General features: G+C 38.1%; 24 protein-coding genes. 16 read left to right on the forward strand and 8 right to left on the reverse strand.

Going from position 1 to position 23,097, the window contains the following annotated elements; genetic code table 11:
• Positions 1–51 precede the first annotated feature (51 nt).
• Both IGJ46_RS01765 and IGJ46_RS01770 read right to left on the reverse strand, forming a co-directional pair.
• Positions 52–750: a glucosamine-6-phosphate deaminase gene (locus IGJ46_RS01765; RefSeq protein ID WP_002355326.1), complete on the reverse strand. Its 699-nt coding sequence runs from the start codon at positions 748–750 to the stop codon at positions 52–54.
• 251 nt (positions 751–1,001) lie between these two features.
• Complete coding sequence (locus tag IGJ46_RS01770) at positions 1,002–2,528, reverse strand: AMP-binding protein (protein WP_002361196.1); 1,527 nt, start codon at positions 2,526–2,528, stop codon at positions 1,002–1,004.
• 220 nt (positions 2,529–2,748) lie between these two features.
• On the opposite strand from IGJ46_RS01770, the gene IGJ46_RS01775 reads away from it, so the two are divergent.
• Positions 2,749–3,150 carry an organic hydroperoxide resistance protein gene (locus IGJ46_RS01775; RefSeq protein WP_002355332.1) on the forward strand — a complete coding sequence of 134 codons (402 nt, stop codon included), beginning with the start codon at positions 2,749–2,751 and terminating at the stop codon, positions 3,148–3,150.
• A 43-nt stretch (positions 3,151–3,193) separates the two neighbouring features.
• Here IGJ46_RS01775 and IGJ46_RS01780 read toward each other — a convergent pair whose 3' ends face one another.
• The gene (locus tag IGJ46_RS01780) at positions 3,194–3,964 is read right to left on the reverse strand and encodes a sulfite exporter TauE/SafE family protein (protein ID WP_375343124.1); all 771 of its coding nucleotides are present in this window, start codon (positions 3,962–3,964) and stop codon (positions 3,194–3,196) included.
• Between the two features lie 169 nt (positions 3,965–4,133).
• On the opposite strand from IGJ46_RS01780, the gene IGJ46_RS01785 reads away from it, so the two are divergent.
• Genes IGJ46_RS01785 through IGJ46_RS01815 form a run of 7 tightly spaced genes read left to right on the forward strand, consistent with a single transcriptional unit; the run spans position 4,134 to position 9,459 of the window.
• Positions 4,134–4,937 (forward strand): PTS mannose/fructose/sorbose/N-acetylgalactosamine transporter subunit IIC, encoded by an 804-nt coding sequence (locus IGJ46_RS01785; protein ID WP_002358431.1) that lies wholly within the window; start codon positions 4,134–4,136, stop codon positions 4,935–4,937.
• The gene (locus IGJ46_RS01790) at positions 4,930–5,748 is read left to right on the forward strand and encodes a PTS system mannose/fructose/sorbose family transporter subunit IID (protein ID WP_002355336.1); all 819 of its coding nucleotides are present in this window, start codon (positions 4,930–4,932) and stop codon (positions 5,746–5,748) included. The genes IGJ46_RS01785 and IGJ46_RS01790 overlap by 8 nt, the downstream gene beginning before the upstream one ends.
• 30 nt (positions 5,749–5,778) lie before the next feature.
• A complete protein-coding gene (locus IGJ46_RS01795; protein WP_002355337.1) occupies positions 5,779–6,255 on the forward strand; it encodes a PTS system mannose/fructose/N-acetylgalactosamine-transporter subunit IIB in 477 nt (158 codons plus the stop codon).
• 16 nt (positions 6,256–6,271) lie between these two features.
• A complete protein-coding gene (locus IGJ46_RS01800) occupies positions 6,272–7,123 on the forward strand; it encodes a MurR/RpiR family transcriptional regulator (RefSeq protein WP_002355339.1) in 852 nt (283 codons plus the stop codon).
• Between the two features lie 14 nt (positions 7,124–7,137).
• Positions 7,138–8,028 carry an N-acetylmuramic acid 6-phosphate etherase gene (gene murQ, locus IGJ46_RS01805; RefSeq protein WP_002355340.1) on the forward strand — a complete coding sequence of 297 codons (891 nt, stop codon included), beginning with the start codon at positions 7,138–7,140 and terminating at the stop codon, positions 8,026–8,028.
• A 12-nt stretch (positions 8,029–8,040) separates the two neighbouring features.
• Positions 8,041–9,030 carry a serine hydrolase domain-containing protein gene (locus IGJ46_RS01810; RefSeq protein ID WP_218391400.1) on the forward strand — a complete coding sequence of 330 codons (990 nt, stop codon included), beginning with the start codon at positions 8,041–8,043 and terminating at the stop codon, positions 9,028–9,030.
• Between the two features lie 9 nt (positions 9,031–9,039).
• The gene (locus tag IGJ46_RS01815) at positions 9,040–9,459 is read left to right on the forward strand and encodes a PTS sugar transporter subunit IIA (protein WP_218391401.1); all 420 of its coding nucleotides are present in this window, start codon (positions 9,040–9,042) and stop codon (positions 9,457–9,459) included.
• A gap of 178 nt (positions 9,460–9,637) precedes the next feature.
• Here IGJ46_RS01815 and IGJ46_RS01820 read toward each other — a convergent pair whose 3' ends face one another.
• The gene (locus IGJ46_RS01820; protein WP_375343096.1) at positions 9,638–10,447 is read right to left on the reverse strand and encodes a DUF1189 domain-containing protein; all 810 of its coding nucleotides are present in this window, start codon (positions 10,445–10,447) and stop codon (positions 9,638–9,640) included.
• Between the two features lie 193 nt (positions 10,448–10,640).
• Here IGJ46_RS01820 and IGJ46_RS01825 point away from each other — a divergent pair, with 193 nt between their 5' ends.
• From IGJ46_RS01825 to IGJ46_RS01850, 6 genes are all read left to right on the forward strand, one after another.
• Positions 10,641–11,249, forward strand: a complete 609-nt coding sequence (locus IGJ46_RS01825; protein WP_002361201.1) for a superoxide dismutase — start codon at positions 10,641–10,643, stop codon at positions 11,247–11,249.
• A gap of 147 nt (positions 11,250–11,396) precedes the next feature.
• Positions 11,397–12,377 (forward strand): diaminopimelate epimerase, encoded by a 981-nt coding sequence (gene dapF / locus IGJ46_RS01830; RefSeq protein WP_218391406.1) that lies wholly within the window; start codon positions 11,397–11,399, stop codon positions 12,375–12,377.
• Positions 12,378–12,526: 149 nt separating this feature from the next.
• On the forward strand, positions 12,527–13,735 hold the full coding sequence (locus tag IGJ46_RS01835) for an LCP family protein (RefSeq protein WP_002383706.1): 1,209 nt from the start codon (positions 12,527–12,529) through the stop codon (positions 13,733–13,735).
• A 130-nt stretch (positions 13,736–13,865) separates the two neighbouring features.
• Entirely contained in the window at positions 13,866–14,567 is a 702-nt protein-coding gene (gene nagB, locus IGJ46_RS01840) for a glucosamine-6-phosphate deaminase (protein WP_002355352.1), read from the forward strand.
• Positions 14,568–14,662: 95 nt separating this feature from the next.
• Complete coding sequence (locus IGJ46_RS01845; protein WP_002355354.1) at positions 14,663–15,364, forward strand: MgtC/SapB family protein; 702 nt, start codon at positions 14,663–14,665, stop codon at positions 15,362–15,364.
• Between the two features lie 79 nt (positions 15,365–15,443).
• A complete protein-coding gene (locus tag IGJ46_RS01850; RefSeq protein ID WP_002375865.1) occupies positions 15,444–15,800 on the forward strand; it encodes a hypothetical protein in 357 nt (118 codons plus the stop codon).
• Between the two features lie 252 nt (positions 15,801–16,052).
• Here the strand turns inward: IGJ46_RS01850 and nrdF are convergent, their stop codons facing one another.
• From nrdF to IGJ46_RS01870, 4 genes are all read right to left on the reverse strand, one after another.
• Complete coding sequence (gene nrdF, locus IGJ46_RS01855) at positions 16,053–17,018, reverse strand: class 1b ribonucleoside-diphosphate reductase subunit beta (protein WP_002355357.1); 966 nt, start codon at positions 17,016–17,018, stop codon at positions 16,053–16,055.
• A 200-nt stretch (positions 17,019–17,218) separates the two neighbouring features.
• On the reverse strand, positions 17,219–19,378 hold the full coding sequence (nrdE, locus tag IGJ46_RS01860) for a class 1b ribonucleoside-diphosphate reductase subunit alpha (RefSeq protein ID WP_218391408.1): 2,160 nt from the start codon (positions 19,376–19,378) through the stop codon (positions 17,219–17,221).
• Entirely contained in the window at positions 19,359–19,736 is a 378-nt protein-coding gene (gene nrdI / locus IGJ46_RS01865; protein WP_002355359.1) for a class Ib ribonucleoside-diphosphate reductase assembly flavoprotein NrdI, read from the reverse strand. Before nrdI ends, nrdE begins: the two co-directional genes overlap by 20 nt.
• A 1-nt stretch (position 19,737) precedes the next feature.
• Positions 19,738–19,962, reverse strand: a complete 225-nt coding sequence (locus IGJ46_RS01870) for a redoxin NrdH (protein ID WP_002355360.1) — start codon at positions 19,960–19,962, stop codon at positions 19,738–19,740.
• Positions 19,963–20,474: 512 nt separating this feature from the next.
• Here IGJ46_RS01870 and IGJ46_RS01875 point away from each other — a divergent pair.
• Both IGJ46_RS01875 and feoB read left to right on the forward strand, forming a co-directional pair.
• Complete coding sequence (locus IGJ46_RS01875; RefSeq protein ID WP_010818263.1) at positions 20,475–20,948, forward strand: ferrous iron transport protein A; 474 nt, start codon at positions 20,475–20,477, stop codon at positions 20,946–20,948.
• Complete coding sequence (gene feoB, locus IGJ46_RS01880) at positions 20,945–23,095, forward strand: ferrous iron transport protein B (RefSeq protein WP_010820644.1); 2,151 nt, start codon at positions 20,945–20,947, stop codon at positions 23,093–23,095. The genes IGJ46_RS01875 and feoB overlap by 4 nt, the downstream gene beginning before the upstream one ends.
• Positions 23,096–23,097 lie beyond the last annotated feature (2 nt).

Consider the following 23,097-nt stretch of genomic DNA (forward strand, 5'->3'; position numbering starts at 1 on the left):
ACAAAATTGCGCCTATGACTATGCAGAGAAGCATAATCTAGGCGCAATTTTTTATTTTTCTAATTGACTCGCTGCGGCTTCATCCAAGAGAACCGTTAAATTTGGATGGAGTTGAAGAATAGAGGCAGGATACGTTTCTGTGACAGGTCCTTGGAGCACTTGTTTGACCATCTGAGCTTTTTGTTCACCATTTACAATTAGGACAAGATGCTTAACTTTCATGATGCTGGCTGGCCCCATCGTAACAAAGGTCATGCCTGGCTGCATCATTTCAGGAACAAACCAAGGCTCTGAACCAGTGACGGTCACTTGATAGGTTTCGTTTTTAAAATGAGTGGTAGTGGGCATGTTCCCACAAAAATGACCATCTGCTCCTAAGCCAATTAACATCAAATCTAAGCCGCCTGCGTCAGCAATCCGTTGTTCTTGTTGTTGAAAGTTTTCAACAGTTAATGGATGGATGTTTTGCTCGGATATTTCCGCAGGTGTCAAATACAGCGTCCGCAAATCTGTCAGAGTAATGCCTTCCTTTTGATGAGGAACAGGGATTTCATCAAAGTTATAATAATGAACATTATCAAAGTCAGATGAATTTTTCACAATCGAGGCTAATTTTTGGTAAACAAGTGCTGGTGTTTTGCCAGCGGTAATTGATAAATTCACTCGTTTATCTTGGCTCATCGTGCTTAGAAGTAACATTTTTGCCCATTCGCTCATCGTGTCGAAATCTTGTTTAATTAAAATTTTCATACTTGCTCACTCCATTCTTTGAATAAGCTAAGTATAATTTGTGGGAACCATCCCATGTCAAGCTCTTCACAAAAAGGATTTAATTAACGGTAGGCAAAAGAAAGAGGAGCAGCCGTCAAAACGATGGCTGCCCCTCTTTTTAAAACTTAAGATAACCTACAACGAGTTAACTTTTTAGCTTTCTGTTCCACTTGCTCCAACGCTGGTCTAAACGTTCTTTTGACCAACACTGTTTAACAAAGAATTTTATTTTATTGTTCTTTTAACCATTTTTCTAGTTGTAAACGTTGCACTTTCATAGTAGCTGTGTGAGGGATTTCATCAAAAGCCATAATGATAGGTTCGTTTAAATGTGGTAAATCGGCTACTTGTGTCCACCAAGCATCCCAATCCATTTCTTCCCCAGGGACAACCGCTAAAATTGGCTGAGGTTCATTTTCTTTGCCACGGACAATAATCACTTCTTCTAAGAAATCTAATGCATCCAATAAATGATCTTCAATAGCTAAATTACTGTCGATGTTTTCAATTAGATCTACTTGGCGATCTTTCAAGAATAAGTGGCCGCGTTCATCTAACATCCCGTAATCGCCGCTGTCCCACCATTCGCCGTAGACATTTTCTGCAAAGCGGGCATCTTCTTTGTAATATGTTAAGGCCCGTCCTTTTGATAAGAATTGGATATGGCCGTCCGTCATCGCAGGTAAAACTTGTCCTTTTTCATCGGTAATTCGAGCTTGTGTTAAATCCTCTAAACCAACGCCCATGTCACGAGCATCTGAATCTTTTAGGGATTCTAAAGTATGCGCTCGTAAGATCATTGGCCCGCATTCACTTTGTCCATAAACTTGTAGGAAAATTGGTTCATTGGCAGCAGATGCTTTTAAGAAAGCCACCATTGTAGCGTTGTTAATTGCATCAAAAGTAGAATGATAATAATGGACACTAGCGAAAGCTTCAGGTTTTTCTTTGGCCAAACGAACCCATTGAACGAAGTTATTGGGGTGTGTTTCTACAGCGATTGGTTGATAGGTGCTGAACATTTCAGCGACTTTTTCGCTCGAAGCATTTGCTAAAGGCATCATAGGGAAGCCCATGGCCATTAAAGAAGACACGCCAATGTTAAAACGAGAATGAACTGGCGAAATATGAAAGCCAACTAATTTCTTTTCAGCAATTTTTGTAAAAATGGTTTTTTGCCATTTTGTACGCCAACCCATAGAGTGATTGGAATGACAGATAAGTTTAGGAATACCTGTTGTTCCAGAGGTGTGGGTCATGTAGGCAATTTCGTCTTTAGTCAGTTCGTCTTGAGGAACTTCCGTGGCATCAGCTTCTAAAAGAGAAGCAACCGAAAGTTTTTTATTGGCAGAGCTGTTACGAACAGCTTGAACTTTTTCAGCAGTCACATCATCAAATAAAATATAAGGATCTTCTAAACGATCAACGAATACTTCAATTGTTTCAAAAGGTAAATGGTATGAAACCATTACAGGAACGGCTGCTAGATATGAGGCTGCAACAGCTAGTAAATACGTGTCGAATTTAGGACTTTTATAAATAATAATTTTGTCGCCTTTTTTTACACCTAAAGCGGCTAATTGATATGCCCGTTTCAAAATTTCTTGATGGCTTTCACCATAAGTTGTTTCTAAGCCAAGTGCAGGAAAAGCAGGCAAAGATTCATCAAAAATAATTGGAACAGTTGGTGTTTTTTCTGCGGCTTCTTGATAGTTTGTGTAGAGGTTTAATGGTTGATAATCAAGTAAGTGTGTCAAGGGAAAGTCTCCTTTGTAAAATAGTTTGTGTACAAATGTACAAGTTCACTTTATCCTATCATAGAATGGGTTCTTTTTCTACGTCAAAAATACAACGTTAAATGTTATTTTTTATTATTCACAAGCACAACGTTTGCTGTATCTGGCAAAGTTTCCTACAATAATTATGTAAGTAACAAGTTCTCAGAAGTGTAAAACTTTACAAAGGAGAGGAATTTACATGAAAAAAATCTATGAAACAACTATCATTAATACGGGCGGACGTGCAGGAGAAGTTCACTCACCGGATAAATCATTTTCTTATGCAGTTGCTTCGCCAGGTGTCAAGAAAGAAAATACAACAAATCCAGAACAATTATTCGCAGCGGCTTACAGTGCTTGCTTTAACGGTGCATTAGAATTAGTGATGGATCAAGAAAAAGTCGAAGGTAAAAGTACAGTAACTGCACGTGTATCCTTATTCCAAGGAGAAGATGGGTTTAGCGTTGGTGCTGAATTAGAAGTTCATATTGATGGGGTAGATCAAGCTAAAGCAGAAGAACTTGTTAAAAAAGCCCACGAAATTTGCCCATATTCTAAAGCAACAAGAAATAATATAGATGTTAAATTAACAGTGATTTAATTAAAAAAGAAGCGCTTTGTCTATACGACAAAGCGCTTCTTTTTTAGATAACAGTCCACAAATTATACATATTTAACAAAATAACTAAAAAAACAACTAAACTATAAATTTGGGCGACCCGTTGTTGGGATAATTTTTTACTGAAAAGACCGCCGACATAACCACCGAATAAAGCGGCAGGAATAATAGCCCAAAGCATTGTCAAATCAAAAACCGCAAACCCTGTGGTCAAGCCGATATTGCCAAGTTTGGCGAGTTGGGAGAAAAAAATAGTAATGATGGAATAGACAGTTGCTGATTTGATATCCATTCCAAAAAAGAGAATAAGGCAAGCTACATTAATGGGACCGCCACCGATGCCTAAAAAGGTTGATAGAATCCCTAAGCCTAATCCGACAATCAGAAAAATGCTCAATCCGTTGAGGTGTAAGTGCCAGTTGGAAAATTGATTGTAGAGAAGAACCAAAACCAAGGTCAGCAACATGATGATATATTGGATTAGTTGTACTTTTTCTTCATTTGGCGCTAGTGCAATCGCCTGATTAAGAAGTAAATCACCTAACATGCCGCCGACTAAGGAACCAAACGAAATACTCGCGGCTTTTTTCCATTCAATTTGGACACCATTTTGATACTGTTTATAAGTCGAAGAAATGGACATGATAAAAACAGCGACACTTGAATAGAACGCAATACTATTTAACGAATGGAACCCAAGAAAATCCAAAACAGGCTTAATAATGACGCCTCCACCCATCCCAGAGAGCGCCCCAACTGTATTGGATAGAAAAATAGTTATGAAATAAATCAGCAAAACCCGCACATAATCACTCCTAAACCGTTTTCTTTTAGTATAGCACAAAAATTATATAAGAAATGTAATTTCATTTAAAAATATTTTTAAAAAGAACTTGAAATGATATTTCTTTAATGGTATTCTACAAATACAAAAAAGAAAACGCATTCAAGGAGGATGAGAAAGCATGACAGTATCGATTGGTATTATTTTGATTTTATGTCTTTACACAGTTGTTGGTGTACTTGACCAAATTTCTATTCAGATTGGTCCATATACACCATTGTTTGCTGCAACGTTTACTGGCCTAGTCTTAGGAGATGTTCAAACAGGTTTGATGATTGGGGCAACGCTTCAATTGATGACATTAGGCGTAGCGACTTATGGAGGAGCAACAGTCCCAGACTTTCTTTCAGGGGCCATTATGGGAACGGCTTATGCAATCATTTCAGGGAAAGGGGCAGAGTATGGTATCGGAGTTGCGGTTCCAATTGGGTTATTATTAACACAACTAGATATTTTAGGCAGAATGGCTAATACGTTTTTCCAACACAAAGCAGATCGCTATGCGGAAGAAGGCAATTATAAAGGGGTCGAGCGCTGCAATGTTTTAGGAATTTTTCCTTGGACGATTTCTCGTGTCATCCCAGTTTTTATTGGCCTAGCTTTTGGTGAACAAGTTGTAAACGCTATCAATAATTGGATTCCTATTTGGGTGATGAATGGGTTAAAAGCAGCAGGCGCTATTTTACCAGCGATGGGGATTGCTATTTTAATGCGTTACTTACCAATTAAAACATACTGGCCCTATTTTATTATTGGGTTCGTGTTACTTGCTTATGGGGCCCAATTCTTCTCAGTTTTAGGTGTCGCACTGGTTGGCTTGGCTTTAGCAGCGATTTATGTGATGAATCATAACAAAGGCGGCGCAGCTACAACAAGTGGCACGGTTATTTACGAAGATGATGAGGAGGTTGAGATTGATGACTAACAAATTAACAAAAAAGGATATTAATAAAGTTTACGTCCGTAATCTTTTTGGCTATCAGTGGGGCTGGAACTATGAAAAAATGCAAGGACTTGGTTACGCTTGGGTGATGATGCCTGCATTAAAGCGACTATACAGTGAAGATCCAGTAGCTATGAAGAAAGCCTTGAAGACACATCTTGGCTTTATGAATACAACGCCAGCCATGTCGCACTTAATTGTCGGAGCTGATATGGCTTTGGAAGAAGAAGTCGGCATTGAAGATGAAACGGCCATTACTGGTTTGAAAACAGGTCTAATGGGTCCGTTTGCTGGTGTTGGTGATACCATTTTTATCGCGATTTATCGTGCGATTGTTTTTTCGATTGCAGCTTACATGGCGCAAGGGGGCCAGGTTGTTGGGTTACTGATCCCGTTAATTGCCGGAGCAGTGGTCCTATGGGTTCGCTATAAATTCACTTGGATTGGTTACCATCAAGGGAAAAAAATTGCGACAGAATTTGCGGATAAAATGAAATTGTTTACGCAAGGTGCAGCTATTTTAGGGTTAACGGTGGTCGGCGGTTTGATTCCTTCGGTAATTACTTACAAATTAGATTTAACTTATAAAATGGGAGATGTAACATTATCTGTTCAAGAAATGTTGGATAAAATTTTACCCGCATTAATTCCTTTAGGGATTGTTCTTTTATCCTATTGGTTACTAGGGAAAAAGAAAATGAATTCAACACGGCTAATCTTTGTTTTAATTTTAATTGGCATGGTTTTAGGTAATTTACAACCAATGTTGGCTTGGGTTGGCGGTTTATTTTAAAAAAATAGTATATAATAGGAGAGATTTATTATGACAATTGTACATGCAAGAGTAGATGAGCGTTTAATTCACGGACAAGTTGCAACCGTTTGGACGAATACGGTTGGCGCACAAAGAATCATGGTAGTAAATGATGCCGCTGTCAAAGATCAATTACAAATTGGTGCCTTAAAAATGGCTAAGCCTGCAGGAGTTAAATTATCCATTTTATCAAAACGTAAAGCGATTGAAAAAATTTTAGCAGGCAATTATGATGAAGAAAAAGTCTTTTTAATTACGAAAGACATTGCAGACATGGCGGCTTTAATTGATGGCGGTGTCCCATTACAGAGCTTCAATGTCGGCAATATTTCTCAAAAAGAAGGCAGTCGAGCAATTAAAAAATCTGTTGCATTAACCGATGAAGATATTCAAACCGTTCGTCGTTTAACAGATAATGGGGTGACTATTACCGCACAGATGATCCCTTCTGAACCAAACGAAGCAATTTTAACTTTCATAAAATAGAAATGGAGATGAGAAGATGGAGCCAATCCGTTCAATCAGACAAAAATATAAGGACTTTTCCAAAGTAAATAAGAGAATCGCAGACTATATACTGAAGGATCCGACCCGTCTTCTCTCATTAACAGCAAACGAAATTGCTAGCAATAGCGAAACTTCTCCAGCGTCAGTTACCCGTTTTTCTAAACAATTAGGGTTTGACAGCTGGGAAGAGTTAAAACTATCCATTGCAGCGGTACAAGCTGCCAGTAACGGTAAAAAAGATATTGATCCAATTGTAGCGGCGGATGATTCGGTGGATACTATTTGTATGAAAGTGGAATCTTTATTAAATGCTACGATTGAGGATTTATTTTATACAGTGGATAAACAAGCCTTGGAACGAGCAATCGCGCATGTTAAAAAAGCGGAAAAAATTCATTTGGTTGGAATTGGTGCCTCTTCTTTAACGACTTATAATCTTTATCACAAGTTTAACCGCGCTGGTCGCCAAGCGATTTTTAATTATGATAGTCACATGATGTTGGAGTTTTTAAATTATGCAACGGCACAAGACATTTTGATCACGGTCTCCTATAGTGGTTTGACAAAAGAAGCCTTAATCGCCTGTGAAATTGCCAAAAATAGAGGTGCAACGGTTATTTTTATTACCAGTAACGATGGAGAAAACGTGCGATCATTGAGCGATGAAGTTCTTTTAGTCCCCAATAATGAGCACCTCATTCGAGTTGGGGCTATTTCATCGATTGCTTCGTCAATGGCAATTGGCGATGTTCTGTATTTAGGTTCAATTCAAGATGATTTAGACACAGAAATTGAACGCAATATGATTGAAACGAGTCAACTTGTCAGCCGTCTAAAAGAGAAGTAGGGGTGTGCAAGCAAATGAACTTAGAAGGATTAACGACAGAAGCCAGAAATGAAGCGACTAAAAAGATTGACCAAGTGTCAACATTAGAAATGGTAACTTTAATAAATCAAGAAGACCAAAAGGTAGCACAAGCAATTGAAAAGGTGCTTCCGCAGATCGCTGCAGCAATTGATGCAGCGGCAGAACGATTTAAAAAAGGGGGCCGTTTAATCTATTGTGGTGCAGGAACGTCTGGACGTTTAGGTGCTTTGGATGCGATTGAATTAACGCCCACATATAGTGTGTCGCCAGAACGCGCATTTGGTATTTTAGCTGGTGGTGAAAAAGCAATGTATCAAGCAATTGAAGGCGCTGAAGACTCGAAAGAATTAGCTATCGAAGATTTAACGCAACATCAATTGACCGCCCGAGATGTCGTAATTGCGATTGCTGCTAGTGGTCGGACACCATATGCTGTTTCCGCAATTGAATACGGAAAAAAAGTGGGCGCTCTAACCATTTCAGTTACCTGTAATAATCAAAGTCCGATGAATCAATTGGCGGAAATTGGGATTGCGCCAATTGTAGGACCGGAAGTCATTACAGGGTCAACTAGAATGAAAGCGGGTTCAGCACAGAAAATGGTGTTAAATATGTTTTCAACAGGAATTATGGTTAAAGTAGGGAATATCTATCAAAATTTGATGGTCAATGTACAACCAACGAACGAAAAATTAATTCAACGTGCCACGAATATCATTAAAGAAGCAGCAGAAATCGAGGAATCGCAAGCCAAAGAATACTTGGAGGCAGCACAGCTAGAAGTGGCACCAGCCATTGTAATGGCGAAAGCCCACGTTGATTTTCAAAAAGCCAAACAACTATTAGCAGAACATGACGGACGGATTTCAGAAGTTTTAGCATAGAAGTGGTGAACAATGAATCAAATCGCAATTCAAGAAACAATTCAGAGACTGATTAATCAGCAAGTCGTTCCGGGTGTCGCTTGGGGGACGATCACAGAAGATAGCTTATCAGAACAGTATACGGGCTTTTTAGGTAATACTGGTCCATTTGCAAGACAAAAGATTTCATCAGCTAGCCTGTATGATTTAGCGTCCTTAACGAAAGTTATTGGGACAACAAATCGAATGTTACAATTAATCGATACAAATCAGCTTACTTTTTCAACCACTGTGGGGGAAATCCTACCTGATTATCAAGGACTATCTTGTTCGATTGGGGAGCTTCTACTGCATCAGAGCGGACTGCCAGCTGATGTTGTCGATAAGAAAAATGTCACAAAAAAAAGCTTGCAAGAAATCATTTTAACGCATTCGTTATCTGAACGAGGGAAAACCACTTATTCTGATTTAGGGTATTACTTATTGGGAGAAATTATTCAAGTATTGGATCGCTGCTCATTAGAAGAGAGCTTTCAAACATACTTATTTCAACCAATGAACCTACAGCATACAAGTTTTACGGTCAGCGATTTTGCCCAGGCAGTGCCCACAGAGATTACAAAACAACGCGGCGTTATTCAGGGGGTGGTCCACGATTCGAAAGCCTATCAACTGAAAGCGCCAATTGGCAGTGCAGGGTTATTTGCAACTTTACCAGATTTACTCACTTTTGTTCAGTGTTTTATGAACGATCGCTACCCGTCTGGCAAACCATTATTTTCTGAAAAAATGTTCACTGCTCTCTGGTCTATGAATCAAGGGGGACGTACATTTGGTTGGGAAGTGAAAAAGACGCAAGCAGGGGCAGACTATTTGTATCATACTGGCTTTACTGGAACGGCGATTGGTATGAAAAAAGAGACCAAAGAAGCCCTGATTTTGCTGACGAATCGGATTCATCCCACTCGTGAAGAACGTGGCTTTCTGAAAGCACGAACAAAAATTTATCAGCAGTATTTTTAGGAGGATATGATGAAACCAAAATTAATTTTAATGAGCCATGGACGGATGGCAGAAGAAACCTTAGCTTCTACTCAAATGATTGTCGGGAAATTAGCAGATGCTGCGATTGTGTCAATGACCGCAGAAGATGGCTTGAGCGGCACGCAAGCAAAACTGGCAGCAATCTTAAAAGAAGCTGGCAATGTCCCGACGCTTGTATTAGCTGATTTAAAAGGAGGAACACCTTGTAATGTGGCTATGATGGCCATGGGCACTTATCCGCAATTGCGAGTAGTCGCTGGACTTAATTTAGCAATGGCAATTGAAGCAGCCGTCTCACCTGTGGAAAATGTGGATGAATTAGCTGCATATTTAACGCAAATTGGCCAATCTGCGGTGACCACGATTGACTTACCTGAATTAACAGATGAAGAAGAATTTGAAGAATAGAAAGAGGTCGGGACGGAACCGTTTAGCTCCGAGAAATAAGAAGGAATTTCCGAAAATTGCTTTTTAATTTTTGGAGAATTTCGGCTTATTTCCGAAGGAGTTGGTTCTGTTCCCGCCGTTTATCAGGTTTTGAGCCTGGAACAAAAATCCAAAGTGATTTTTGTCCCAGGCTCTTTTTTTAAGAACCAGAGATATTCCGTGGTTCGTTTTTGGTTGTGACAAAGAAAAAGAATAGACTCAGTAAAATAACTAGGATGCCATCGTTAAACATCGGATTTACGAAATTTAAAATAGCACTTAAGATGACTGGCACGGTAGCACAATACGTAATAATTTTTAAACAATCAATCAAACGTAAAGAATAAAAACGTAATTTTGAATAGAGAGATGCACCGATAGCGGCAATCAGTAAGTCTAAAACTAAACCGATTAGAACAGGGTAGATAGCCACTAAAAAGACAATAAGTTTTGTCCACCAGGGGATCGCTGCTTCACTTAGCGCAGTCTTGATACTCTGAGCGTTAACGCCATCTAAGGTTCCTTTACTATAGGGGAAGATAAATTGGTCGGTGCCTAGAATTGATTCAGTTGCGCCTGAATTTGGTAAGGCGACTACAAATTCATCTTGTAAAAAAGCTAAACCAAACGCATTACCAATTAAATCCTTTTGGACATCAGCGGCTGTACGTTTTCCATCTGGATCAAACGTAAAAATAATCGAGTCGGTTTGATAAATAAAGCCAGATTCTTTGGCCTTTGTTTGCAACGTGCCATTTTCAATAGAAAAGTCAGGCAACTTTTCTGCAATTTTTTGGCCATCTTGTTGCACCTCTTGTAGCACAGAAAAGACTTGTTTGGTAATAGGTAGTGCTAAAATAGCACTTAAAAAAACAGCATAGAGAATTACTTTCCAAAACGCCATTTTTTTCGCATGCCGTAATTCTGAAACTGAAAAAAAGGCCTGCTTAAATAATTGCAATGTATTCATTTATTTACTCCTCACATCATTCTTCTACAGGTCATTCTAGCGAATTTATGAGGGAAACACAAGGTAATCTCCCTCTTTTGTAAAACTTTTCTTTTGGCAAGCAAACTATTTTGTAGAAAGCGGTTCACTCTGTTATCATAATAGTTGTATGAAAGACGTATGTTACATACTAAAAAATAGGGGGATTTAAAAAATGACTTACACATTACCAGAATTACCATATGCTTATGATGCATTAGAACCTTACATTGACGTGGAAACAATGCACTTACACCATGATAAACACCACAACACTTATGTGACTAACTTAAACGCAGCGATTGAAAAACATCCAGAATTAGGCGAAAAATCTGTAGAAGACTTAATTTCAGATATGAATGCTATTCCTGAAGATATCCGTACAGCCGTTCGTAACAATGGTGGCGGTCACGCAAACCATACATTCTTCTGGGAAATTATGGCACCAAATGCTGGTGGACAACCAACTGGCGCTATTAAAGAAGCAATCGATGAAACATTTGGTAGCTTTGATGAAATGAAAGCTGCTTTCAAAACAGCTGCAACTGGCCGCTTTGGTTCAGGTTGGGCTTGGTTAGTTGTGAATAACGGTAAATTAGAAATCACTTCAACACCAAACCAAGATTCACCATTAATGGATGGCCAAACACCTGTTTTAGGTCTTGACGTTTGGGAACATGCGTATTACTTAAAATATAAAAACGTTCGTCCAGATTACATTGAAGCATTCTGGAACGTTGTTAACTGGGATAAAGTAAACGAACTTTTTGCTGCAGCAAAATAAGTTTGCCAATTGTGAAGGAAAGAGTCAAATGACGGCTGTCATTTGACTCTTTCCTTTTACAAATCCAGGGTCGAAATAGTTGTTCGTTTATGGCATACTAAAGTAAGTAGGGAAAGATAACGGATACATAAAGAAGGAGCTAAAAAAATGAATGTTATGATGCAAAAAGTACACGGGTCAGAAAATGATTTCTTTTTATTGGATGAAACACAGTTTGAGCGTTCTTTAACCGCTGAGGAAATTGAGCAATTGCGCATCCAGTTATGTTCGCGGGAAACAGGATTATTGGCGGGAGCAGATGGGTTACTTTTGGTAGGAGAAGGGACTCACGGCACGTCCAATGCTAGAATGCGAGTGATTAACAGCGATGGTAGTGAAGCAAGCATGTGCGGGAACGGCTTGCGTACGGTTGCCCGTTATTTAGCTGAAAAAAACCAAGAAAAATCATTTACAGTTGAAACAATGTTTGCAGATTTGAAAGTACGTCAAGCCCCCAATTTAGCTGAAGAAGTAGCGACTTACCAAGTGGAAATTTCGCCAGTAAGTTTTGAAGCAGTCACTATCCCAATGCATTTAGGGGTCCAAACATTAATTGATGAAATCGTACCAGTCTTATCTAACACCATTCGCTTTACAGCGGTAGCAGTGCCTAATCCGCACCTTGTAGCATTTGTGGATCATGAAACCTTAAATGGGCCAGAATTTGAACGAATCGCTACCTATGTAAATAATGAAAATCCATATTTTCCAGAAGGGATAAATGTGAGTTTTGTTGAAATTCTTGGCAAAAATCAACTATTTGTTCGAACGTATGAACGTGGTGTAGGTTTTACAAGTGCTTGTGGGACAGCTATGTGCGCAAGTAGTTTACTTTATACGTTATTGAAAGATGGTGTTTTTTATGAAGAAATAACCGTCAAAAATGCTGGGGGTATGGTGAAAACAGTCGTCCACGAAACGTCAGATGGCAGTTATTGGATGGAATTAATTGGGAATGCCACGATTACGCATTTGATTGAAGGATCACTGACTGATTTACTAAATGGTGCATTTGAGAAAATAACTATCACTGAAACGAATGAACAAAAACATTATCAAGAATTTCTGCAAACACTTTCTCAAAAATAACAATTGTTCCTTGATAAAGCGCTCTTTTATTTTACAATTGTGTTAAGTTCTTGTTCCAAAAAATAAAAAATATTGCTTGAATAAGCAAACTATGAGAAAATAAAGGGCATGAATTAAGAATTATTCTTAGATAAACGAGGAAGTGTCTTATGAAACTATGGAAAAAAGTAGTACTGGGCTTCTTGAGCGTCTTGCTAGTGGTAGTAGCTGGGGTATGTGCTTACGGGATTAAGATGTATTCAGATGCCAATTCAACAATTAATGGGATCTATCAATCAGTTAACCGTAAGTCCAATAAAGGAGCCACGGCCAATATTGATGCGCAAGAACCATTCTCTGTTCTTTTAATGGGGATTGACACAGGCGATTTAGGCCGAACAGAACAAGGTCGTTCAGATACTACAATGGTTGTAACCATCAACCCGAAAGAAAACAAGTCCACAATGATCAGTTTGGATAGAGATATTCTAACAGATATTGTTGGAAATGACACACAAGACAAATTGAACCATGCCTATGCATTTGGTGGCGCCGAAATGGCGATTAATACAGTCCAAGAATTACTGGATATTCCCATCCATCACTATGTATCCATCAATATGAAAGGGTTAAAAGACCTGATTGATGCGGTAGGCGGTATTGAAGTAGATAATACGATTGGTGAATTTACGTTGGACGGTATTACTGTTCCAGCAGGTAAAATCAAGTTAGATGGCACGACAGGTTTGGCTTATGCGCGGATGCGTCACGAAGATCCTGAAGGAGATGTGGGTCGTCAACGCCGCCAACGAGAAGTTGTTGAGAAAATTGTGCGCAAAGTCATGAGTTTTGACGGTGTTTCAAAATATCGAAAAATTCTTGATGCTGTTGAAGCCAACGTAAAAACAGACTTAACTTGGGATGACATGATGGACATCCAATCAAAATATTTATCTGCCTTTAAAACAATTGACTCAGAACAATTACAAGGATACAGTGCAACCATTGATGATATTTATTATCAAGTCCTAGATCCAAATAGCTTATACAAAACACAAACAACGCTTAGAAAACAACTTGGTTTAAAAGAACATGCTTCTGAACGTGAAAAAGATTTAGCCTTTTATAATCAGTTTAGCTATGCTGTTACAGATACTGCACTGATTGGTGAATCTGGTGATTCAAGTGCCAATAGCTCTACTAGTTCGAGTAGCACAGCGGACACCACAGCCGGTCAAACAGAATACAACGGCAATACGCAACAAGCAGCAGAAGGAGCCTATGATCCGAATACGTACGTTGACCCAAATACGTACACAGATCCAAACGCTTATGCTGATCCAAATACGTATGTGGATCCCAACGCACCACAATATTAATCTGTTAAACAAGCTCGAAAACTTCTATTTCTGATGGGAAATAGAAGTTTTTTTCTTTTATTCTAGAAATTTTTTTCAGAAGGTGTTATAATTGGACTATACCAAAATAAACCGTAAGGAGCGTGTCAAAATGCAAATTATCCGTGTAGCAAATGCAGAAGAAGGCGGCAAAAAAGCGTTTGAATTAATTAAAGAAGGTATGAACAATGGTGCGAAAGTTTTAGGCTTAGCAACAGGTAGTACACCAGAAACATTATATAAAGAAATGACTGCAAGTGATGTCGACTTTACAGAAATGACTTCTGTAAACTTAGATGAATATGTTGGTTTAGGTGGCGAAGATGAGCAAAGTTACCGTTATTTCATGAACAAACACTTATTCGACAAAAAACCATTTAAAGAAACATTTGTACCAAATGGTAAAGCAGAAGATTTAGATGCTGCTTCCGCAGAATATGAAAAAATTATCGATGCACATCCAGTAGATATCCAAATCTTAGGTATTGGTCAAAATGGACACATTGGTTTCAACGAACCAGGCACACCTCTAGATAGCTTAACACATGTCGTTGAGTTGACTGAATCAACAATCAACGCAAACAAACGTTATTTTGACAAAGTAGAAGATGTCCCAACACGTGCTGTTTCTATGGGGATTGGCTCAATCATGAAAGGTAAAAAAATGATTTTAATGGCTTATGGCGAAGCAAAAGCAGAGGCCATTAAAGGAATGATTGACGGACCAGTAACAACAGACATGCCAGCAAGTGCATTACAAAACCATCAAGATGTTGTTGTAATCATTGATGATGCAGCTGCAAGTAAATTATAATCGTTGATGAAAAAGAACTTGAAACATAAGGATTTCCTTATGTTTCAAGTTCTTTTTTTGTTATACTGGAAGTAATAGAAGAAGAGGTGAAAAGGATGTTACAGCTAACAATTCCAGAAATTATTTTACGGTTAGTCCTAGCGATGGTGATGGGTGGCGCAATTGGTTTTGAAAGACAATATAAGAATCGCCCAGCAGGGATGCGCACTCACATTTTAGTTTGTATGGGCGCGGCTATTATTGCGTTAATTCAGTCGCAAATTGCAATCAATGCATTAAAAGATGCGTTAGCTAATCCGGCTTTGACGGGGGTCATTCGTTCAGATCAAGCAAGATTGATTGCACAAGTTGTAAGTGGAATCGGCTTTTTAGGTGCTGGAACCATCATTGTAACGAAACAAAGTGTCACAGGATTGACGACAGCAGCGTCACTATGGACCGTTGCTGGTTTAGGGATCGCGGTGGGCATGGGCTACTATACGATTGCCTTAACAAGTTTTATCGGTGTATTATTTGCCTTAACCATTGTCAAACGAATTATTCACGTACCAACAATCAAAAAATTAGAAATTCGCTATCAACATAAACAAGAAACCAAAGAATTTATTAATCAGTATTTTGAAGAAAAACATATTGAAATTTATGATGTGAATTTCAATGTTTCTTGGGTGGATGATACAAAAATCTATACGAATATCTATACTATTGATTTACCTAAAGGCCTAACGTATGCCGATGTTATCGAAGATCTATCTGTTTCAAATAATGTAACAAAATTACGATTGATTAATGTGTAGAAATTAAAAAATATCTCATGAAATGGATGCTTTTAGCGTTTGGTTTTATAGGGATAATGAAAATAGAGAGGGATGTAGGATGAAAAATAATCAAGAAAAAGCTAATGAGAAAATGAATATCTCTAATTCTTCTTTTGATAAAATGAATACAAAAGTAGATCCTTCGCAAAATGGTTCACCCCTTCCATTTCAAGTGGGAGATTTTGCTTCTACCAGATTTGAAAAAGGAGAAGAAAAATCTAGCCGAGAAATACTCCAATTTTATTTGGTGGGCATTATTTTATCTCTTATTGGGTATCTAGGGTTAATAAAAATTCCCGTATTTAAGAATGTTTTGGAAAATACTATCGGTTCTTTTGTTATTTTAGCCTGCATCATAATTTTTAGCTTTATTTTCTCCAAAATTATCCAGGTTGCTTTTAAAAGAAAAAAGTAATCCATTTTGCATAAGCTAATTGTTATCCTGTTTATCAGGGGCAATGAGAAAAGAAATTACTTATAAGTTAGAGTAGGGTACATAATAAAATGGTTTCATACTCTAATTTATATATATCTTTTACTTAGGGAGGTGAAAAGTATGTTTGGTTGGATTAGTTCTTGGTTCGGTGGCGGCTCATTCGGCGGTGGCGGTGCCTCAGGAAGTTGGTAAAACAAAAAGCTAGAAACGTTAATCGTTTCTAGCTTTTTGCTATTTATCTAAACCGTAAAGATAGTCATCATCTTTCATGGCTTCAACTGTTCCTAGTAAATAGCCATTTCCTACTTGGGAGAAGAAGTCATGGTTGCTAGTTCCTGTCGAAATACCATTCATTACAATCGGGTTCACATCATTGGCTGTATCCGCAAATAAGGGATCCATACCTAAGTTCATTAAAGCTTTGTTGGCGTTGTAACGTAAAAAGGTTTTTACTTCTTCGGTCCAACCTAAGTCATCATATAATTCTTCTGTATAACGTTCTTCGTTTTCGTACAATTCGTAAAGTAAATTATACATCCAGTCTTTTAGTTTATCTTGCTCATCTTCTGGTAATTCATTAAATCCTAATTGGAATTTATAGCCAATATACGTGCCGTGCACTGATTCATCACGGATAATCAATTTAATAATTTCAGCGACGTTCGCTAGTTTATTGTTTCCTAAATAGTAAAGAGGAGTGTAAAACCCAGAATAGAATAAAAACGTTTCTAAAAATACACTAGCAATTTTTTTCTCTAACGGAGTACCGTTTTTATAAATTTCGTTAATCCGTTCTGCTTTATATTGCAGATGTTTGTTGGTATTTGTCCACTCAAAAATATCATCAATCTCTTTTTTTGTATTTAATGTACTGAAGATAGAAGAATAACTTTTGGCATGGACAGATTCCATGAATTGGATGTTATTTAAGACGGCTTCTTCATGAGGCGTCCGCACATCATTTCTCAGTTGATCCATGCCGCTTTCTGATTGAACAGTATCTAATAAAGTTAAACCGCCGAAAACGTAGCCGACAGTAGTTTTTTCTAAATCGGAAAGAGTCCGCCAATCATCTAAGTCATTGGATAACGGAATCCGTGTATCTAACCAAAATTGTTCGGTTAATTTTTCCCAAGTGGATTTATCAATGACGTCTTCAATGGCGTTCCAGTTAATTGCTTCATAATACGTTGCCATGGTTATTCCTCCTGTATGCTGGGACAGCAGTCTGTTTGACTAGTTGTCTCGTTTCTTCGCTTAAAACGTTCTACAGAGTCCAAATAGGAGCGTGCAGCCGTTCTTCTTTGTCCAGTATATCTGAAAATGTCCTGTTTAAAAAGAGAACATTCCTAAAAAATAAGACGCTCAAGCAGAACGCCTTATTTAAGTGCTTTTCATTAAATCACGCAAGACTCACATTGATTGCTGCCAATTTCTTCAGCATCATCTGTAAATGTACGAATATAGTAAATTGATTTAATCCCTTTGTTGAACGCATAATGACGTAAAATGTTCAAGTCACGGGTTGTTTGTTTTGGTGTTTCTTTCCATTCATACAAGCCTTCAGGGATTTCTGAACGCATAAACAAGGTTAAACTCATTCCTTGATCAACGTGTTGTTGCGCTGTTGCGTAGACATCAATTACTTTGCGCATATCCATGTCGTAAGCAGAAGTATAGTAAGGGATTGTATCATTAGCTAAATAAGGCGCTGGATAGTAAATCTTACCAATTTTCTTCTCTTGACGTTCTTCAATCATGCGAGTAATTGGATGAATGCTGGCACTAGTATCATTAATATATGAAATTGAACCATTTGGCGCTACGGCTAAACGATTTTGATGATAAAGACCATCTTTTTTCACAGCATCGCGTAACGCAGCCCAATCTTCAGCCGTTGGAATCTGAATGTCTTTAAAAATTTCTTTCACTTTATCAAATTTTGGTGTAAAGTTGCCTTCAATATATTTATCGAAGTAAGCACCAGAAGCATAATCTGATTTTTCAAAATTATGGAAGACTTGGTTACGTTCTTTCGCAATTTGGTTACTTTCCATTAAAGTCCAGTAATTTAATAACATGAAATAAATGTCTGTAAAGTCTAATGATTCTTCAGAGCCGTATTCCATATGATTTTTAGCGAAGAAGGTGTGTAAGCCCATTGCGCCTAGTCCGATTGTATGGCTTAAACGATTTCCATTTTGGATAGTTGGCACGACATCAATTTCAGAAGCATCTGTTACAAAAGTTAACGCACGCGTCATAGCGCGGACAGATTTTCCAAAGTCAGGACTTTCCATTAAATTAACAATGTTAGTTGAACCTAAGTTACAACTAATATCTGTTCCTAAAACTTCATATTCTTGTTTCCCATTAATAACAGAAGGCGTTTGAACTTGAAGAATTTCAGAACATAAGTTACTCATGATAATCTTGCCATCAATCGGATTGTTTTTGTTAGCTGTATCAATATTGATGATATAAGGATAGCCAGATTCTTGTTGTAATTTAGAAATTTCATTTTCTAAGTCACGGGCTTTAATTTTACGTTTACGTATGTTTGGATCGGCCACTAGGTTATCATATTCTTTGGTAATATCTACATAGGAATAAGGCACACCATATTCACGTTCCACACTATAAGGACTAAATAAATACATATCTTCGTTGTTACGTGTTAATTCGTAAAATTTATCTGGAACAATAACACCAAGAGACAACGTTTTTACACGGATTTTTTCATCAGCGTTTTCTTTTTTAGCAGATAAGAACATTTCAATATCTGGATGGAAGACATTTAGATAAACCACACCAGCACCTTGACGTTGACCTAGTTGGTTAGAGTAGCTAAAGCTATCTTCAAATAATTTCATAACAGGGACAACACCACTTGCTGCGCCATCATAACCTTTGATTGGTGCGCCCGCTTCACGTAAGTTGGAAAGAGTAATTCCTACGCCGCCGCCGATTCGTGATAATTGAAGGGCAGAATTAATTGAACGCCCAATGCTGTTCATATCATCTGTTACTTGAACTAAGAAACAAGAAACCAATTCACCTCGACGTTTACGCCCAGCGTTTAAGAAAGAAGGTGTGGCTGGTTGATACCGTTGATGGATCATTTCATCCGCCAATGTTAAAGCCAACTCTTCATCGCCATCCGCAAAATACAAGGCATTAAAGGCAACTCGATCTTCATATGTTTCTAAATACTCTGTTCCGGCGTTGTTCTTTAAAGCGTATTGAGAATAAAATTTATAAGCCGCCATGAAAGACTTGAATTGGAAATGTTGTTCATCTAAGAAAGCATATAATTTTTCAATAAAGTCCATTGAATATTTTTCGATGAATTCAGTTTCAATAAAATCTTCTTTCATTAAAAAGTTGATTTTTTCTTCAGCAGAGCTGAATTTACGTGTATTCGGTTCTACATTTTCTTTAAAGAAGGCTGCGAGTGCTTCTTTATCTTTATTTAAAGGGATTTGACCATCAACAGGACGGTTAATCTCGTTATTCAGTTTGAAATAGCTGACATCTTTAATTTCTTTTAGACTCAATTTCTTCCACTACTTTCTTAAAGGTCTCCACGTCTTCGTCTGTTCCGCTAAACTCAAAGGAGTATAGAAGCGGAACGTGGTAATCGCGGGCAATATCTTTGGCGGTATAGACAAATAATTCAGCAAAATTACGGTTGCCCCCACCAGCTACACCAACTAACAGTTCTTGATTACTTTTATAATCAAGAAAGTCATTCACTACCTCTGTAATTTCTGCATCATAGGTAGGAATGACAAGAATAAAAGGCTCATTTATTTCAAAAAAAGGATTCGCTGGCTCAAGTTCATAAGCAGGCAAATCCAATTTTTTAATAAAGCGCCTTGTTTGACCGGTGACTGAAAAATAAACAAGTTTCATCTTAGCTAGCCAATTGTTTTAATTGGTCTGGACGGAAGCCAACAACGGTTGTTGCTTCAGATGTGATTACCGGTACGCTTTGGAACCCTTGTTCTTTTAACCAGTCGATAGCATCTGGTTGTGCGTCGATATTGATTTCTTCAAAAGCGATGTTATTTTCACTTAGGAAACGTTTCGCCATTTTACATTGGATACAGTTATTTTTTGAAAAGATTTTTACGTTCATTGAAAGTTCCTCCTCTTTTTTTCTACATAGACTAGTATAAATCTATGTAGAAAAAAGTCAACACTTTAACACTATATATTGTGGTGCGTTTTTCTCATAATACTAGTTTTTGTGTTTTTGAAAGAAAAATGAAAACACGTGAATCCTCGTTTTTGGGAGAAAAAACACATTGGTCAGTGTTTGACAAACAAAAAAATTAAAATTTTGAAAGAGAACATTTAGTGAAAAAACACTAAATATTGTGTTGACATTTGAGTTAGGCACAAGAAGAAAAAATAAGCGGATTTGTTATTGAATGAGTGGAATTTTATAGTAGCTAGTAACATAAAAAACAAGAGCTGACTTTTTTCAAAAATGGTAACCTGAAAAAAGTGTCTCTATATAGAAGGAAAATAGAAGAAAACAGGAGATACATCCAGAAATTCATTGACTTTCCGTGTAAGCAAGCGTATTCTTTTAATTGAGAACGATTCTCATTTTCGTTTGAAACTTTTTCACATGGAGGAAAGTAAATGATTACGTTAGCGCAGGCAGAAGTTGGGAAAGTCTATACAGTCGAAAGCGTCCAAGCAGATGTTCAGACAAAGAAACATCTGAACAATTTAGGTGTCGTTGCAGGCCAAGCAGTTGTCCTTGTCAATTATCAGAATCAAAATGGTATTGTTTTATTACATAATAGTCGAATTGCGCTGACAGATACGATTTTACAAGCGATTCATGTGGAGGAGCGCTCGGCGAATGAGAAAGTTTGGGTCTCATTAGATACCTTGAAAGTTGGAGAACGCGCTACAACAGTAGGGATCCACGGACAAGGAGCGGTGAAACGTCGGTTGATGGACATGGGCTTAACAAAAGGAACAGTAATTTTTATTCGCAAAGTAGCTCCTTTAGCTGATCCAATTGAAATCAATGTACGTGGCTACGAACTAACATTACGAAAAAGTGAAGCGGAACTAATCTTGGTTGAAAAGGAGGAAAGCGAATGACTCAGCAAATTGCACTAGCCGGCAACCCTAATAGCGGTAAAACGACAACGTTCAATATGTTAACAGGAGCCAACCAATATGTTGGAAACTGGCCAGGGGTGACTGTGGAACGCAAAGAGGGGGTGGCAAAGAAAGATAAGACACTCATTATTCAAGATTTGCCAGGGATTTACTCTCTTTCTCCTTATACGCCTGAAGAAATTGTGGCACGAGATTATCTTTTGGAGGACCAACCTTCAGTGATTTTGAATATTCTCGATGTGACCAATTTGGAACGGAATCTTTATTTAACAACACAATTAATTGAAACCGGATTACCGGTTGTTTGTGCGTTAAATATGATGGATTTGTTGGAAAAAAACGGCCAAACATTGAATAGTGAAAAGTTAAGTTATGGCTTAGGCGTGCCTGTCGTTGAGATTAGTGCTTTGAAGAATCGTGGGTTGGATCATGCTTTAAAACAAAGTAAGCAGCGAGCGAATGCCATAGAGACAGAGGTTATTTATCCTTCTTATGATAATCGCTTAGAAGCAGCACTTGCTGAAATTGTTGATATTTTAGGGAATACTGTTCCTGAAACGCAACAGCGTTGGTATAGTTTAAAACTTTTTGAACGAGATGTTCGAACCAAAGAGCAATTATTATTGAGTTCTTTTCAAGAAAAAGAAATTGAAGAAGTCATACAAATTACCGAAAAAATCTTTCAAGATGAAAGTGAAGCCATTATCATTAATGAACGCTATGCCTTTATTGCTCGATTAATTGCTTTGTGTGCAACGAAAAAAACAGAAATGACACTTACTCACAGTGATAAGATTGACCGAGTGGTAACCAATCGGTGGTTGGCGTTGCCAATCTTTGCGTTTGTAATGTGGTTGGTCTATTACTTGTCTATTCAAACGGTTGGTACAATGGGGACAGACTGGTTAAACGATGTCTTTTTCGGGGAATGGGTTCCTCAATTTGTGGGAAATTGGTTGGCGCAATGGCAAGTAGCGCCATGGATGCAAAGTTTAATTTTAGATGGGATCATTGCAGGGGTTGGGGCTGTGTTAGGCTTTTTACCACAACTGGCCGTCCTGTTTTTATGTTTAGGTTTTTTAGAAGATTGTGGCTATATGGCACGGATTGCCTTTGTCATGGATCGCTTGTTTCGGAAATTCGGCCTATCTGGTAAGTCGTTTATTCCAATGTTAATTGCGACAGGTTGTGGGGTCCCAGGCGTGATGGCTAGTCGAACGATTGAAAACGAACGCGATCGGCGAATGACTATTATGGTCACGACTTTTATGCCATGTTCGGCGAAGTTGCCAATTATCGCTCTGATTGCAGGTGCATTTTTTCCTAACCAAAGTTGGGTCTCGCCCTCTGCTTATTTCTTAGGGGTTGCTTCCATTGTGTTATCAGGAATTGCTTTAAAAAAGACCAAGCATTTTTCGGGAGATCCAGCACCATTCATTATGGAACTTCCCGCCTATCATTTGCCGCAGCTTAGAAGTGTGGTTCGACATGCCTATGAACGATGTCGCTCATTTGTAAAAAAAGCAGGAACGATTATTTTTGTTTCCAGTATTCTCATTTGGTTCATGTCCCATTATTCTGTGACGTTTCAACCCGTTCCAGAAAGTCAAAGTATTCTAGCATTTCTGGGTAAAGGGTTGGCGGTGCTATTTATCCCGTTAGGCTGGGGTAATTGGCAAGGGGCAGTTGCCACAATTACAGGATTGATAGCGAAAGAAAATATTATTGGTACCTTAGGCATTTTATTTGGCAATGTGAAAGATGTTTCTGAAAACGGGGTAGAAGTCTGGGGCGCACTGCAACACACCTTTACGCCAGTCGCGGCCTATTCGTTCTTAACTTTTAACTTATTATGTGCACCTTGTTTTGCTGCAATTGGCGCAATTCGTCGTGAAATGGGAGACCTCAAATGGACATTAGGAGCCATTGGTTATCAATGCGGTTTGGCTTACATGGTCAGTTTTGTGATTTATCAATTAGGCCATGTGTTAGTCGAAAAAGGCACACTAACTCTGGGGACTTTTTTAGCGATGGGTGTTGTTTTAGCTGGATTTTATTTCCTTATAAGAAAACCAAAGCCAGGCAAAGAAAGTGTCCAAGCAATCACTTCTTTAGAAAGAGGGTAATA

The organism is Enterococcus sp. AZ120 (genome assembly GCF_050546165.1).
GTDB lineage: Bacteria > Bacillota > Bacilli > Lactobacillales > Enterococcaceae > Enterococcus > Enterococcus faecalis.

Bases quoted from the DNA above. Each gene is read 5' to 3' on its own strand.
- IGJ46_RS01765 (WP_002355326.1), bottom strand. From the start codon at position 750: ATGAAAATTTTAATTAAACAAGATTTCGACACGATGAGCGAATGGGCA.
- IGJ46_RS01775 (WP_002355332.1), top strand. From the start codon at position 2,749: ATGAAAAAAATCTATGAAACAACTATCATTAATACGGGCGGACGTGCA.
- IGJ46_RS01785 (WP_002358431.1), top strand. From the start codon at position 4,134: ATGACAGTATCGATTGGTATTATTTTGATTTTATGTCTTTACACAGTT.
- IGJ46_RS01790 (WP_002355336.1), top strand. From the start codon at position 4,930: ATGACTAACAAATTAACAAAAAAGGATATTAATAAAGTTTACGTCCGT.
- IGJ46_RS01795 (WP_002355337.1), top strand. From the start codon at position 5,779: ATGACAATTGTACATGCAAGAGTAGATGAGCGTTTAATTCACGGACAA.
- IGJ46_RS01800 (WP_002355339.1), top strand. From the start codon at position 6,272: ATGGAGCCAATCCGTTCAATCAGACAAAAATATAAGGACTTTTCCAAA.
- murQ (WP_002355340.1), top strand. From the start codon at position 7,138: ATGAACTTAGAAGGATTAACGACAGAAGCCAGAAATGAAGCGACTAAA.
- IGJ46_RS01810 (WP_218391400.1), top strand. From the start codon at position 8,041: ATGAATCAAATCGCAATTCAAGAAACAATTCAGAGACTGATTAATCAG.
- IGJ46_RS01815 (WP_218391401.1), top strand. From the start codon at position 9,040: ATGAAACCAAAATTAATTTTAATGAGCCATGGACGGATGGCAGAAGAA.
- IGJ46_RS01820 (WP_375343096.1), bottom strand. From the start codon at position 10,447: ATGAATACATTGCAATTATTTAAGCAGGCCTTTTTTTCAGTTTCAGAA.
- IGJ46_RS01825 (WP_002361201.1), top strand. From the start codon at position 10,641: ATGACTTACACATTACCAGAATTACCATATGCTTATGATGCATTAGAA.
- dapF (WP_218391406.1), top strand. From the start codon at position 11,397: ATGAATGTTATGATGCAAAAAGTACACGGGTCAGAAAATGATTTCTTT.
- IGJ46_RS01835 (WP_002383706.1), top strand. From the start codon at position 12,527: ATGAAACTATGGAAAAAAGTAGTACTGGGCTTCTTGAGCGTCTTGCTA.
- nagB (WP_002355352.1), top strand. From the start codon at position 13,866: ATGCAAATTATCCGTGTAGCAAATGCAGAAGAAGGCGGCAAAAAAGCG.
- IGJ46_RS01845 (WP_002355354.1), top strand. From the start codon at position 14,663: ATGTTACAGCTAACAATTCCAGAAATTATTTTACGGTTAGTCCTAGCG.
- IGJ46_RS01850 (WP_002375865.1), top strand. From the start codon at position 15,444: ATGAAAAATAATCAAGAAAAAGCTAATGAGAAAATGAATATCTCTAAT.
- nrdF (WP_002355357.1), bottom strand. From the start codon at position 17,018: ATGGCAACGTATTATGAAGCAATTAACTGGAACGCCATTGAAGACGTC.
- nrdI (WP_002355359.1), bottom strand. From the start codon at position 19,736: ATGAAACTTGTTTATTTTTCAGTCACCGGTCAAACAAGGCGCTTTATT.
- IGJ46_RS01870 (WP_002355360.1), bottom strand. From the start codon at position 19,962: ATGAACGTAAAAATCTTTTCAAAAAATAACTGTATCCAATGTAAAATG.
- IGJ46_RS01875 (WP_010818263.1), top strand. From the start codon at position 20,475: ATGATTACGTTAGCGCAGGCAGAAGTTGGGAAAGTCTATACAGTCGAA.
- feoB (WP_010820644.1), top strand. From the start codon at position 20,945: ATGACTCAGCAAATTGCACTAGCCGGCAACCCTAATAGCGGTAAAACG.